Genomic DNA, 12,859 nt, shown 5'->3' on the forward strand with positions numbered 1-12,859 from the left:
GGGGGACGACCCCGCACGACACCAACAAGCAAGACCTTCGAGAACAAACCAGAAGGAGTGGGACATGGATCGCAGAACTTTCCTGAAGGCGACCGCCGCCCTCACCACCACCGGCCTGGTCGCCAGCCCCTATGTGGCGCGCGCCCAGGCGACCCCCATCAAGATCGGCCTCATGGCGCCGCTCACCGGCGTGGTGGCGGCCGGCGGGCGCGAGATGGTGGACGGCTTCAACATGTATTTCGCCGCCCACGGCAACGAGATCGCCGGGCGCAAGGTGGAGGTTCTGGTGGAGGACGACGCCTCCAACCCGGACACCGCCCTGCAGAAGGCGCGGCGGCTGGTGGAACAGGCCAATGTGGATTTCCTGTTCGGCAACCTGCTCGCCAACACCGGCCTCGCCGTGGCCAATTATGTGAAGGGCAACGGCACGCCCTACTTCATTCCCATCATCGCCGCCGACGACCTCACCCAGCGCAACCGCATTCCCAACGTCATCCGCGTGGCCGGCTACACCGCCAGCCAGTTCCCGCGGCCGCTGGCCGACTGGGCGCTGAAGCAGGGCTACAAGAAGGTCGCCACCATCAGCCAGGACTACACCTTCGGCCATGAGCAGTGCGGCGGCTTCTGCCAGACCTTCACCGAGGGCGGCGGCCAGGTGGCGGGCCAGTTCTGGCATCCGCTCAACACCTCCGACTTCAGCCCCTATCTGGGCCAGATCGCCGGTCTCGGCGTCGATTGCGTGTTCGCCATGGAGACCGGCGCCGACGCCGCCCGCCTCATGCAGCAATATGCGAACTTCGGCCTCAAGGGCAGCGTGCCCATGCTGGGCGCCATGAACCTCACCGACCAGTCGGTGATCCGCACCATGGGCCCGGAGGTGGACGGCATCGTCTCCGCCGCCCACTTCGCCGAGGGCTCCACCAACCCGGTGACCGAGAAATTCGTGGCCGACTACACCGCGAAATTCGGCAAGCTGCCTTCGCTCTACGGCTTCTCCATGTATTCGGGCGCCATGTGGGTGTCGGAAGCGCTGGTGCCGCTGAAGGGGCAGACCGCCGACCGCGCCGCCTTCCTCGCCTCGGTGATGAAGACCACACTGGAAGGCTCGCCCCTCGGCAAGCCGGTGCGGCTCGATGACTTCGGCAACCCCATCTACGACGTCTATATCCGCAAGGTAGAGAAGAACAGGGACGGCAAATACTGGAACGTCCCGATCGAGAGCTACCCCAACGTCTCGCAGTTCTGGAAATACGACCCGGCGACCTACATGCAGCAGCCGCCGTATTCGCGCGCCTTCCAGGGCATCAAGAAGGGCTGAGCGCCCGGGCGCCCGCCGCGGCCAGCGGCACCGGCGGGCGCCCCTCGCGACAAGGGATGAGGCAGTGTGGCGATGAAGCAGGAGCGGCAGTGAGCGAGCTACTCGAACTCGATCGCGTCACCGTCCAGTTCGGCGGCCTGAAGGCGGTGGACGATGTGTCCATCCGCGTGAAGACCGGCGAGCGGCGGGCGATCATCGGCCCCAATGGCGCCGGCAAGACCACCCTGTTCAACGTCATCACCGGCATTGTCCGGCCGGCCTCCGGCGCGGTGCGCTTCGTCGGGGCCGACGTTACCCGCACGCCGGTGCATGCCCGCACGGCGCTGGGCATGAGCCGCACCTTCCAGATCACCAACCTGTTTCCCCAGCTCACCGTGGAAGAGAACATGCTGCTGGCCCTGCGCGGCCTGTCGCCACGCAAGTTCTCGCTGTTGGGCGACAACACGCTGAGCGCCGACGAGCGGGCCCGGGCCGAACGCGCCTTCTCCCTCTCGCGGCTGCATGAGCGGCGCGGCGTGGCGGTGCGCGAAATGTCCTATGGCGAGCAGCGCCAGCTGGAGATGGCCATGGCGCTGGTGACGGCGCCCAAGCTGCTGCTGCTGGACGAGCCGGCGGCCGGGCTCTCGCCCGCCGAGCGGGTGATCGTTTCCGACATCATCCGCGCCCTGCCCCGCGACCTGACCCTGGTGCTCATCGAGCACGACATGGACCTGGTGCTGCAACTGGTGGACTTCGTGACCGTGCTGAACAACGGGCATCTGCTCGTCGAGGCGCCGCCGAGCGAGATCCGCACCAACCAGGACGTCCAGGACGTCTATCTCGGCAAGGCAAGACCCCATGCTTGACGTTCGCGAGATCCACAGTTTCTACGGCGATGCCCATGTGCTGCACGGGGTCAGCCTGTCGGTGGCCAAGGGCGAGGTGCGGGCCCTGCTCGGCCGCAACGGCATGGGCAAGACCACGCTGATCCGCTCCATCATGAACCTCACGCCGCCGCAGGTGCGCGCCGGCGACATCACCTTCAAGGGGGAGAGCCTGCGCGGGCGCCCCTCCAACGAGATCGCCCGCCGCGGCATCGCCATCGTGCCCCAGGGCCGGCGGCTGTTTCCCTCGCTCACGGTCACCGAGCATCTCACGGTGCTGAAGCCGGCCAGCGTCACCACCGGCTGGACCGTGGCCAAGGCGTTCGAGCTGTTTCCGCGCCTGGCCGAGCGGCGCGACCATTATGGCAACCAGCTCTCCGGCGGCGAGCGGCAGATGCTGGCGGCCGCCCGGGCGCTGATGATCGACCCGGAGCTGATCCTGATGGACGAACCCTCCGAGGGACTCGCCCCGGTGATGGTGCAGCATCTGGAATCCATCATCCTGGAGCTGAAGGCCGCCGGGCTCTCCATCCTGCTGGTGGAGCAGAACCTGTTCAGCGCCCTGGCGGTGGCCGATCAGGTCACCGTTCTGGAAGGCGGACGCGTCGTCTACGAGGCGGACGCACAGAGCGTCGCCCACGATCCCGGCCGTCTCAACCGTCATCTCGGCGTGTGCTGAGGAAAGGCGCCCCATGACCAATAACCCATCCCACTCCCGCGAAACCACGTCCGGCGCGGTGCTCGCAGAGGTCGCCCGCGATCTGAACGCCACCCCCCTCGATCCGGCCCGCCTGGCGGCGGCGGCGCAGGTGGCCCAGGCCATCAACGCCGCGGTGCGCACCGCCGCCGATGAGCGGTTGAACATGGCGTGCACGCCCTGGAGCCTGCAGACCCTCTATTTCGCTGCACGCAGCGATGCCGAAAAGCCATTGGACGCGCGGAGCCGTCAGCCATGAGCGCGCTGTTCGAGCTGGGTGTGGTGGAGACCGCCGACGCCATCGCCGATGGCTCCCTGTCGGCCGAAACCGCCACCAGCGCCGCCCTGGAGCGGCTGGCCGCCTACGGGCCGGCCCTCAATGCCGTGGTGAGCCTCGATCCCGAGGGCGCCCTGGCCCGTGCCCGCGCCACCGATCTCGCCCGCGCCCGCGGCGAGCCCCTCGGCCCCCTGGCCGGCGTGCCCATGGCCCACAAGGACCTGCTGTATCGGGCCGGGCGCCCCTGCGCCGGCGGCTCCCTCATCCGCCGCGATTTCGTGCCCGACGAAACCGCCGTGGTGCTGGAGCGGCTCGACAGCGCCGGCGCCATTGATCTCGGCCGGCTGCAGCTGGCTGAATTCGCCCTTTCGCCCACCGGGCTGAACGCGCATTACGGGCACGGTCGCAACCCCTGGAATCCCGATTACTGCTCCGGCGGCTCCTCCTCCGGCTCGGGCGCAGCGGTGGCGGCGCGGCTGGTGCCGGCGGCGCTGGGGTCGGATACCGGCGGCTCCATCCGCCATCCGGCCGCCATGTGCGGCATCACCGGCGTGAAGCCCACCCACGGGCTGGTGCCGTTGGCCGGCGCCATGCCGCTCGCGCCCTCTCTCGACAGCATCGGCCCCTTGTGCCGCAGCGCCCGCGACGCGGCACGGCTGCTGAGCGTGATCGCCGGCCCCAGCCCGCGTGACGGCTCCACCGTGCTGGCCCCCCGGCGTGACTATGAGGCCGGCCTGAGCGGCGACCTCAAGGGCCTCTCCATCGCCGTGCCCGAGCCCTATTATCGCGAGGCGGCCGATGCCGACATCCTCGCCCTGCTGGACGACAGCCTGAAGGTGCTGGCCGAGCGCGGTGCCCGCATCGTGCGCACCGCGGTGCGCGACATGGCCGCCATCAACAGCGCCATGCAGCTGATGATGGCGGTGGAAGCCGCCACCCTGCATCGCCGCTGGATTGAGGAACGACCCGACGATTACGGCGCCCAGGTGCTGTCCCGCATCGCCCCCGGCCTCGCCTATCCGGCCACCCGCTATGTGGAAGTGGTGAGCCTGCGCGGCCCGCTCACCGCCGACTGGCTGGCCACCGCCATGGGCGAAGCCGATATGGTGCACATTCCCACCCTGCCGGTGGCGGTGCCCTCCATCGCCGCCACCACCGAAGGCAGCGCGGAAGCGGTGGCGGCAGCGCTCGGCCGCGTCACCCACTGCACCCGCGCCATCAATTATCTCGGCCTGCCGTCGGTGGCCGTGCCGTGCGGCTTCGCGCACAACGGGCTGCCCGCCTCGTTCCAGCTGGTGGGCCGCCCGTTCGGCGAAGCCGCGCTGCTGCGGGCGGCCGATGCCTACCAGCGCGTCACCCCCTTCCACCGCGCCCCGCCGCCCGGCTACGGCGCGCCCTGAGGCGCATCGACCCCTCTGTTTGCAGAAAGCAGACGCGACGATAATAAATATAAATAGAATCGTTGACTCATACTGAATAGATGTGTGAGTAAAAGATAAGACATGAATATTACTCCGAAGAGGAGGCGATCGTGTCTCGTGTCGAGATCCGCCATCTAAATAAGATATACGGCCCTGCAGGCAATGGCCACGTCGTTGCCCTTCAGGATTTCTCCCTTGATATCCGCTCCGGCGAATTCATCTGTCTGCTCGGCCCCTCCGGCTGCGGCAAAACCACGGCGCTCAACATCGTCGCCGGCCTGCTGAAGCAGACCAGTGGCGAGGTGCTGGTGGATGGCCGCCGCGTCACCGGGCCGGGACCCGAGCGGGCCTATGTGTTCCAGGATTATGCGCTGTTCCCCTGGATGAGCGTAGCCGAGAACGTGGCGTTCGGGCTTGAATCCCAGGGCTGGGCGGTGGCCGAGCGGCTGGCGCGCGCCCACGCCATCCTCAAGGTGATGGGGCTCGACAAGTTCGCCCGCTCCTACCCCAAGCAATTGTCCGGCGGCATGCGCCAACGGGTCTCCATCGCCCGCGCTTTGGCGGTCAACCCGCGGGTGCTGCTGATGGATGAACCCTTCGCCGCCCTCGATGCCTTCACCCGCGCCCAGCTGCAGGACGAGCTCCTGTCCATCTGGGAAGCGCTGGGCAAGACCGTGCTGTTCGTCACCCACAATATCGACGAGGCGGTGCAACTGGCGGACCGCATCGTCGTCATGACCTCCCGCCCCGGCCGCATGAAGCTGGTGGTGGAGACCGACCTGCCCCGGCCCCGTGATGTGACCTCGCCGCGCTACCTGGAACTGGTGAGCACGGTCCGCGCCGCGCTCAGCGAGGAGATGGGCATCGGCCACCACGAGGCCTATCGCGGCCTGGCGGATATCCTCGGGCGGGACGACGAGACCGCGCCCGCGCGCACAGCGGCACAGAAGGCCAGAGACCATGCCGGGCACTGAGGCCACCGCCCCCACCACGTCCAGCGGCGCCGCGCCGCGCAGCATCATGGATCGCCTGCGCGGCCCCCGCAGCCTGCGCTTCGCCCATGCCGCCGCCGGCTATGCCTTCCTGGTGGTGCTGGTGCTGATCTGGCACCTGGCCGCCTCCAGCGGCCTTTATCCCAGCCACCTGCTGCCCACCCCCGGGGCGGTGATGGCGGCGCTTCAGGATGCGTTCCTCGACGGCAACCTCGTCTGGAACGTGAGCCAGAGCCTGGAGCGGCAACTGGTGGGCTACATCGCCTCGGTGGTCATCGGCTTGCCGCTGGGCCTGTGGCTCGGCTGGTCGCGCTGGGCGCAGAGCGCGCTGCAGACCACCATCCGGCTGATCTATCCCATCCCCGGCGTGGCCTGGGTGCCGCTGGCCATCCTGTGGTTCGGCCTCGGCTTCAAGTCCATCATCTTCGCCATCTTCATCACCGCCGTGTTCCCCATCATCGTCAATACGGCGGCCGGGGTGAGCGCCATCGACGAGCAGTATCTGCGCGTCATCAAGGTGTTCGGCACCAAGCCCGCGCGCGCCTTCCGGCGGGTGGTGGTGCCGGCGGCCATGCCGTTCATCCTCACCGGCCTGCGGCTCGGCTACGGCACCGGCTGGCGGGTCATCATCTCCGCCGAGATCCTGGCCGCCACCGACGGCCTCGGCTTCATGATCGACAACGCCCGCTGGCAGCTGCGGCCGGATCTGGTGATCGGCGGCATGGTCATCATCGGCGTGGTGGGCCTGCTGGTGGAAACCGTGTTCTTCGACTGGCTGGAACGCCGCACCATCGGCCGCTGGGGCATGCGGCGGGCTGATTAGCGCGCCGCCTCCTGGTCTGGGATCCCTCTCCAAAAGCAAAAGCAACGCCCTTCCAACCCTCCAGTGGAGAACCGACATGCACGTGAGCGAACAGCACGTGAAGAAAACAGGCGTGGGACGCCGCAGCGTCCTCGCCGCGGCGGTCGCCGCTGTGGTCGCCCTCGCCGGTGGCGTGGCCACCGCGCAGGCGGCGGACGCCTACCGCCCGCGGATCTTCGCCGGCTACCCCGGCTGGGACCATCTGATGCCGTTCCTCGACCAGGAGCTCGGCATCTGGGCCGCCTATGGGCTCGATCCCATCTTCGACAGCGGCTCCTCCCAGCGGGTGAGCCAGGTGCTGCAGACCGGTGACTGGGACGCCGCCTATACCCAGATCGCCACGGCGCTGACCTACCGCGCGCGCGGCCTGCCCATCGTCATCGCCGCCGCCTCGTCCTACGGCTCCGCCACCGTGGTGGCGCGCAAGGACCTCGGCTCTGCCAAGGACATCACCAAGTTCGGCATCGTCCGCCAGATGGACACCATGCACCTGCTGGCCGCCGAACACATCCTGCCCGCCCACGGCATCGACCCCAAGGCGGTGCGCTTCATCCAGGTGCCCCCGCCCGAGGCGGGCATCGCCCTCGATCGCGCCGATATCGACGCCTATTACGTCTACGAGCCCTATGCCTCGCAGATGGTGGCCAAGGGCCAGGCCAAGCTGCTGTGGGACTGGCGGGAGGTGTTCGCGAATGGCGAGATCTACCGCAACGCCCTGGTGCTGAACGAGAACTTCATCAAGGCCCACCCCGAGGAAGCCAAGAAGGTGGTGTGGGCGCATCTGGCCGCGCTCAACATCATCCGCACCGATCCCGACAAGGCGGCGGCGGTGCTGGCGCAGCGGGCCAAGACCTCGGTGGAGGCGGCCATGCTCGGCTATGCCAAGGCCGGCTGGGACCACAGCACCGTGCCCGAGAGCTTCCTCAAGCTGACCGAGGACGATCTTCTCAAGTGGAAGATCATCTCCAAGCCCATCGACCTCAAGGCCGCGGTCGATTTCTCCCTGCAGCAGGGCTACCAGCCGCCGAACCTCAAGTAGGCGCCCCGCCCCGAAACCCCGGGAGACGCGGCGGGCCCGCGCCTCCCTCCTCCGGCTCCGCGCAAGCGGACACGACGGACAAGAGGACCGATCATGGCGACAGTGGCCGAGTGGTTTCTGCGCGGCTTGGCGCTCCACGATGTGGACGCCATCTTCATCAATCCCGGCACGGACACACCGGCGCTGCAGGAGGCCTATGCCCGCCTCACCCATGAACAGGTCAAGCTGCCCCGGCTCGTCACCTGCCCCCATGAGGTGATCGCCTGCACCGCCGCCCAGGGCGCCTACCTCACCACCGGGCGGGCGCAGGTGGCGCTGGTCCACGTGGACGTGGGCACCGCCAATGCCGCCGGCGCCCTCAACGACGCCCGCGCCTCGCAGATCCCGCTCATCCTGTGCGCCGGCATGTCGCCGTCGGCGCTCGATTCCGCCGTGCCCGGGGGGCGCTCCAAATTCATCAACTGGCACCAGGACGTGCCGGACCAGCACGCGCTGGTGCGCAACTACACCAAGTGGACGCAGACCGTGTCCCTGCCGGCGGCCGTCGGCCCGGCGGTGGACCGCGCCTTCCAGATCGCCAACAGCGAGCCGCCCGGCCCGGTCTATCTCGCCTTCCCGCGCGAAACCCTCATGAGCGAGGTGGAGGCCTCCGGCCTCATGGGGCCGCAGCGCATCCGCGCGGTGCCGCAGGGCACCTTGTCCGCCGCCGAGGCCGAGGCCATCGTCGAGGCGCTGCTCGCGGCCGAATTTCCCCTGCTGCTCACCGCTTACGCCGGCCGCACCCCGGCCACCCGCGCCGCCTTCGTGGAGCTGGCGGAACGCACCGGCAGCGGCATCAGCGAGTATCGCGGCCGCTTCAACGCGCCCCTCGATCACCCCCAGCACCTCGGCTTCAATCCGGAGCAGCAGGTGGTGGACGCCGACGTGGTGCTGATCATCGATCATGATGTGCCGTTCGTGCCCGCCGACCTCAAGCTGCGGGACGACGTGCGCCTCATCCACATGGGCAACGACCCCATCCAGCAGCGCTGGACCACCTGGGGCTTTCCCACCGATGCGGTGCATGCGGTCCATGTGCCGGCCGCCATCGAGGCGCTGCTCACCGCCGCCCGCGCCCGCAGCGACGACCCGCGCATCGCCCCCCGCCGCGCCGCCCTGGCGGCCCGCCACGCGACCATGATGGCGGAGCGCGCCCGCCGCCGCGCCGCGGCCCTGGCCGGCGGCGCCATCTCGCCCATGGAAGTGGGCGCCATCCTGTCGCGCCTTGCCCCCGAGGCCATGGTGATCGAGGAGGCGGTAACCTCCGGCAATCCCTTCGCCTATGGCTTCGAGCCCAATGCCGAAGGCGGCTACTACCGCAATGGCGGCTCGTATCTCGGCTGGGCGCTGGGGGCCTCGCTCGGTGCCCGACTCGGCGATCCGGAGCGGCTGGTGGTGAGCGTGGTGGGCGACGGCGCCTTCATGTTCGGCGCCCCCACGCCGGCCCTCTGGGCGGCGCGGGAGAATGGCCTGCCGCTGCTGATCATCATCCTCAACAACGAGAGCTACAACTCGGTGGTGCTGGCGACACGGCATGACTTCGCCGGCGGCGCCCAGGACACCTTCGGCCACGTGGGCAGCCTGCTGCCCCAGTCACCGGCCTTCGAGACCCTCGCCGAGGCCTGTGGCGCCTTCGGACGCCGGGTGACCCGCATGGACGACGTGGAGCCAGCCCTGCAGGAGGCGCTGGCGGCGGTGCGGTCGGGCCGCAGCGCGGTGGTCAACATCATGACGGAAGCCGCGCAGAAGCCGCTGTGAGCGGCGCCGCGACGGTGAAACGACAGGAGCGCATCATGATCTCAACCGCTGGCGCCGAGCCCCTCGGCCTCTATATCGGCGGACAGTTCACCCCCGCCCTTTCCGGCCGCGTGCTGGAGGTCCGCAATCCCAAGAACGGCGCCCTGGTGGGGCGCGTCGCCGAGGGCGACAAGGCCGACATCGACCGCGCGGTGGCGGCGGCGGAAGCCGCGTTTCCCATCTGGTCGGGCCTGTCCGGCGCGGCCCGTGGCGACATCATGCATAAGGCGGCGGAGATCCTGGCCCGCCGGCTGCCCGAGATCGTCGGCATCGAGGTGGACCAGATCGGCCGACCGCGCCGCGAGATGACCGCCCAGCTCGCCCGCCTGCCGGAATGGTATTCCTATTTCGGCGCCCTCGCCCGCACCCATGAGGACACGGTGCCCCCGTTCGGCGCCGGCTATCTCAACTACACCCGCCGGGTGCCGCTGGGGGTGGTGGGGCATGTGACGCCCTGGAACCACCCGCTGCTGATCCTCACCAAGAAGGTGGCGCCCTCCATGGCGGCGGGCAACACCATGGTGGTGAAGCCCTCGGAGCTGGCCCCCATCACCCCGCTGCTGCTGGCGGAGGTGTTCAAGGAAGCCGGCGTTCCCGATGGGGTGTACAACGTGGTGCCGGGCTTCGGCGCCACCGCGGGCCTGGCCCTCACCACCCATCCGGCGGTGCGCAAGATCGACCTCACCGGCGGCACCAAGACCGGGCAGGAGGTGGCCGCCCTGGCCGGCCGCAACCTCACCCGGGTGGCGGCGGAGCTGGGTGGCAAGGCCTCGGTGATCGTGTTCCCCGATACCGATGTGGACCGGGCGGTGTCCGCCGCTCTGTTCGCCTCCTTCATCGCCACTGGCCAGACCTGCGTGCAGGGCGCCCGTCTGCTGGTGCACCGCTCCATCCATGATGCGGTGGTGACACGCCTGGTGGCCCGCGCCGAGGCTATCCGCATCGGCGATCCGCAGGACCCCGCCACCCAGATGGGGCCGCTGGTCTCGGCCCGCCAGCGCGACCTGACCGAGCACTATGTGCGGATCGGCCTGGAGGAAGGGGCCACCCTCGCCACCGGCGGGGCGCGGCCGGAAGGCCCCGCGTTCGACTGCGGCTTCTTCTATCGGCCCACCATCTTCACCGACGTCACCAACACCATGCGCATCGCCCAGGAGGAGATCTTCGGGCCGGTGGTGTGCGTGCTGCCGTTCGAGACCGAGGAGGAGGCGGTGGCCCTCGCCAACGGCACCGAATTCGGCCTCGCCATGTCGGTGTGGACCCGCGATCTCGCCCGCGCCCATCGCGTCACCCACCGGCTGGAGGCGGGCATCGTCTGGATCAACGACCACCACCGCATCGATCCGGCCTCGCCCTGGGGCGGCTTCAAGATGAGCGGCATCGGCCGGGAGAACGGCCGCGTGGCCTACGAGGAATACACCCAGATCCAGAACGTCATCGTCAACCTCACCGACGCGCCGTTCGACTGGTACGCCGATGACAATGTCGAGAAGAGGTATTCGTGAGCATGCGTATCGACCTGCACAGCCACGCCATTCCCCGCAGCATCGTGGCGGCGATCGAGGCCGACACGGAGGGGTTCGCCGCCCAGGTGGAGGGCGCCGACGGCAACCGCCGGATGCGCCATCAGCAGGGCTATGTCTACCCGCTGTTCGACGAGTTCGTGGACCCGGCGGCCAAGCTCGCCGCCATGGACCGCAAGGGCCTCGACATGTCGGTGGTCTGCACCGCGCCGCCCATGTTCTATTACTGGGCGAGCGTGGAGCTGGCGGCCCGCGCGGCGCGGCTGGTGAACGACGGCATCGCCGAATTCGTGGCGGCGGCGCCGGACCGGCTGCGCGGCATGGCGAGCGTGCCCATGCAGCACCCCGAGCTGGCCATCGCCGAGCTGGAACGGGCGGTGCGCGAGCATGGCTTCAAGGCGGTGGAGATCGGCACCACCATCGAGGGCGTGCAGCTGGCCGATCCCCGCTTCCGCCCGTTCCTGCGCCGGGCGCGGGACCTCGACGTCCTGGTGTTCATCCACCCCTATTATGTGGGCTCGAAGGCGGGGCTGGAGGACTATTACCTCACCAATCTCGCCGGCAATCCGTTCGACACCACGGTGGCCATCGCCAATCTCATCTTTTCCGGCGCGCTCGATGAGCTCAAGGGCCTGAAGATGCTGGCGGCCCACGGCGGCGGCTATCTGCCCTACCAGATTGGCCGCCTGGTGCACGGCCAGAAGGTGCGCGAGGAGCCGCGCGTGGCCACCACCACCTCGCCCAAGGAACTGCTGCGCTCGCTCTATTTCGACACCGTCGTGTTCGATGCGCAGGCGCTGCGCTACCTGGTGGATGTGGTGGGCGCCGGCCACGTGTGCCTCGGCACCGATGCGCCGTTCGACATGGGCGACGAGACCCCCCTCGACAGCCTGGCGGCGGTGGAGGGGCTGAGCCCGGCGGAGCGCGACGAGATCGGCGCCCGCAACGCCCTGATGCTGCTCGGCGAAGCCTGAGCGGCCCGTTGCTGGACGCCGGGTGCGGCCCGGCGTCCAGCGGCGCGCGGGGGCCCGCCCGGATGCGACCCGGGCGACGATCAGCCGGCGCGGTCGAGACCCTCGGTTTCCGCCTGCAGCACCGCCAGCAGCGACATGAAGCGCTCGCCCTGGATCAGCACGTGATCGCGCAGCCGCTGCTCGGCGGCCGCGCCATCGCCCGTCAGCAGCGCCTCCAGGATGCCGCCGTGCTCGGAGAATGAGGACTCCATGCGCCGCGGCACCTTCAGCTGGAGGCGCCGATAGGGTTGGAGCGCCCGTTGCAGGCGCGCCGTTTCCGCCGCCAGCACCCGGTTGCCGGTTGCGGCATAGATGGCCCCGTGGAAGCGGGTGTTGGCCTCGTAATAGGCACTGTCGTCACCGGCCGCGGCCGCCGCTTCACAGTCGGCGTGGGCGGCCGTGATGGCCTTGCGGTCGGCCGTGCCCATGCGCTGGGCGGCGAGGCGCGCGCAGGCGGCTTCCAGCTCCGCCATCAGCTCGAAGGATTCCATCAGCTCGCGCGGCCCCAGCAGCAGCACGAAGGCGCCCCGGCGCGGCTTGATCTCGACCAGGCCCGATGCGGACAGCTGGTTCAGCGCCTCGCGGATGGGCGTGCGCGACACGCCGAAGCGCTCGGCGAGACTGGCCTCGTCCAGCCGCTGCCCCGGGCGGAATCGGCCGGAGATGATGTCATCTTCCAGCGCTTCCCTGAGCTTGGGAGTCTGCTCGCCCCGCACGCTACACCTCCCGCCGCCCGAGGACCCTCCGCCCCCGGAACCATGCCCCAAAGGCTGTGCCCCATAGCAATGCGAGCCGCCTTAAAAATGCAAGCTGAAAAATCTTGCATACTTGATTGTTGACAGCGCATGCACCTCGCGCTTCAGTATCGTGCCAATCCGAAAGTCGAAGGTCGGCGGACGGCACCAGAGGCGACGAGATGAGTGCGAACACCTCCTTTTTCGGCGACCTGCTCACCTCCATCGCGGAGCGTGGCCGCGCGCTGCTGGAGCGCTCCGGGCGCAATGGCGGGGCGCCGCGC

General features: G+C 69.1%; 12 protein-coding genes. 11 read left to right on the forward strand and 1 reads right to left on the reverse strand.

Annotated features, from left to right (window positions below):
• Positions 1 to 64: 64 nt before the first annotated feature.
• The 11 genes from MEU52_RS17995 to MEU52_RS18045 all read left to right on the forward strand — a co-directional run bounded on the left by MEU52_RS17995 (position 65) and on the right by MEU52_RS18045 (position 11,802).
• Positions 65 to 1,318: an ABC transporter substrate-binding protein gene (locus MEU52_RS17995; protein WP_238123167.1), complete on the forward strand. Its 1,254-nt coding sequence runs from the start codon at positions 65 to 67 to the stop codon at positions 1,316 to 1,318.
• An 89-nt stretch (positions 1,319 to 1,407) separates the two neighbouring features.
• Complete coding sequence (locus MEU52_RS18000) at positions 1,408 to 2,163, forward strand: ABC transporter ATP-binding protein (protein WP_238123166.1); 756 nt, start codon at positions 1,408 to 1,410, stop codon at positions 2,161 to 2,163.
• On the forward strand, positions 2,156 to 2,860 hold the full coding sequence (locus tag MEU52_RS18005; protein WP_238123165.1) for an ABC transporter ATP-binding protein: 705 nt from the start codon (positions 2,156 to 2,158) through the stop codon (positions 2,858 to 2,860). Before MEU52_RS18000 ends, MEU52_RS18005 begins: the two co-directional genes overlap by 8 nt.
• A gap of 13 nt (positions 2,861 to 2,873) precedes the next feature.
• Complete coding sequence (locus tag MEU52_RS18010; RefSeq protein WP_238123164.1) at positions 2,874 to 3,137, forward strand: hypothetical protein; 264 nt, start codon at positions 2,874 to 2,876, stop codon at positions 3,135 to 3,137.
• The gene (locus MEU52_RS18015; protein WP_238123163.1) at positions 3,134 to 4,555 is read left to right on the forward strand and encodes an amidase; all 1,422 of its coding nucleotides are present in this window, start codon (positions 3,134 to 3,136) and stop codon (positions 4,553 to 4,555) included. The genes MEU52_RS18010 and MEU52_RS18015 overlap by 4 nt, the downstream gene beginning before the upstream one ends.
• A 131-nt stretch (positions 4,556 to 4,686) precedes the next feature.
• Complete coding sequence (locus tag MEU52_RS18020; RefSeq protein WP_238123162.1) at positions 4,687 to 5,550, forward strand: ABC transporter ATP-binding protein; 864 nt, start codon at positions 4,687 to 4,689, stop codon at positions 5,548 to 5,550.
• A complete protein-coding gene (locus tag MEU52_RS18025) occupies positions 5,537 to 6,391 on the forward strand; it encodes an ABC transporter permease (RefSeq protein WP_238123161.1) in 855 nt (284 codons plus the stop codon). Before MEU52_RS18020 ends, MEU52_RS18025 begins: the two co-directional genes overlap by 14 nt.
• A 76-nt stretch (positions 6,392 to 6,467) precedes the next feature.
• Positions 6,468 to 7,469: an ABC transporter substrate-binding protein gene (locus tag MEU52_RS18030; RefSeq protein WP_238123160.1), complete on the forward strand. Its 1,002-nt coding sequence runs from the start codon at positions 6,468 to 6,470 to the stop codon at positions 7,467 to 7,469.
• Between the two features lie 93 nt (positions 7,470 to 7,562).
• Entirely contained in the window at positions 7,563 to 9,266 is a 1,704-nt protein-coding gene (locus MEU52_RS18035) for a thiamine pyrophosphate-requiring protein (RefSeq protein WP_238123159.1), read from the forward strand.
• Between the two features lie 35 nt (positions 9,267 to 9,301).
• The gene (locus MEU52_RS18040; protein WP_238123158.1) at positions 9,302 to 10,810 is read left to right on the forward strand and encodes an aldehyde dehydrogenase; all 1,509 of its coding nucleotides are present in this window, start codon (positions 9,302 to 9,304) and stop codon (positions 10,808 to 10,810) included.
• A gap of 2 nt (positions 10,811 to 10,812) precedes the next feature.
• Positions 10,813 to 11,802, forward strand: coding sequence for an amidohydrolase family protein (locus MEU52_RS18045; protein ID WP_238123443.1), 990 nt, complete (start codon positions 10,813 to 10,815; stop codon positions 11,800 to 11,802).
• 80 nt (positions 11,803 to 11,882) lie between these two features.
• Here MEU52_RS18045 and MEU52_RS18050 read toward each other — a convergent pair whose 3' ends face one another.
• Positions 11,883 to 12,557 (reverse strand): GntR family transcriptional regulator, encoded by a 675-nt coding sequence (locus MEU52_RS18050; protein WP_238123157.1) that lies wholly within the window; start codon positions 12,555 to 12,557, stop codon positions 11,883 to 11,885.
• Positions 12,558 to 12,859 lie beyond the last annotated feature (302 nt).

The sequence above is a fragment of the Xanthobacter sp. NM-25 genome, assembly GCF_022138605.1.
Taxonomy (GTDB): domain Bacteria; phylum Pseudomonadota; class Alphaproteobacteria; order Rhizobiales; family Xanthobacteraceae; genus Xanthobacter.

Excerpts from the sequence above, each read along its gene's own strand:
- MEU52_RS17995 (WP_238123167.1), top strand. The coding sequence starts at position 65 with ATGGATCGCAGAACTTTCCTGAAGGCGACCGCCGCCCTCACCACCACC.
- MEU52_RS18005 (WP_238123165.1), top strand. The coding sequence starts at position 2,156 with ATGCTTGACGTTCGCGAGATCCACAGTTTCTACGGCGATGCCCATGTG.
- MEU52_RS18010 (WP_238123164.1), top strand. The coding sequence starts at position 2,874 with ATGACCAATAACCCATCCCACTCCCGCGAAACCACGTCCGGCGCGGTG.
- MEU52_RS18015 (WP_238123163.1), top strand. The coding sequence starts at position 3,134 with ATGAGCGCGCTGTTCGAGCTGGGTGTGGTGGAGACCGCCGACGCCATC.
- MEU52_RS18025 (WP_238123161.1), top strand. The coding sequence starts at position 5,537 with ATGCCGGGCACTGAGGCCACCGCCCCCACCACGTCCAGCGGCGCCGCG.
- MEU52_RS18030 (WP_238123160.1), top strand. The coding sequence starts at position 6,468 with ATGCACGTGAGCGAACAGCACGTGAAGAAAACAGGCGTGGGACGCCGC.
- MEU52_RS18035 (WP_238123159.1), top strand. The coding sequence starts at position 7,563 with ATGGCGACAGTGGCCGAGTGGTTTCTGCGCGGCTTGGCGCTCCACGAT.
- MEU52_RS18040 (WP_238123158.1), top strand. The coding sequence starts at position 9,302 with ATGATCTCAACCGCTGGCGCCGAGCCCCTCGGCCTCTATATCGGCGGA.
- MEU52_RS18045 (WP_238123443.1), top strand. The coding sequence starts at position 10,813 with ATGCGTATCGACCTGCACAGCCACGCCATTCCCCGCAGCATCGTGGCG.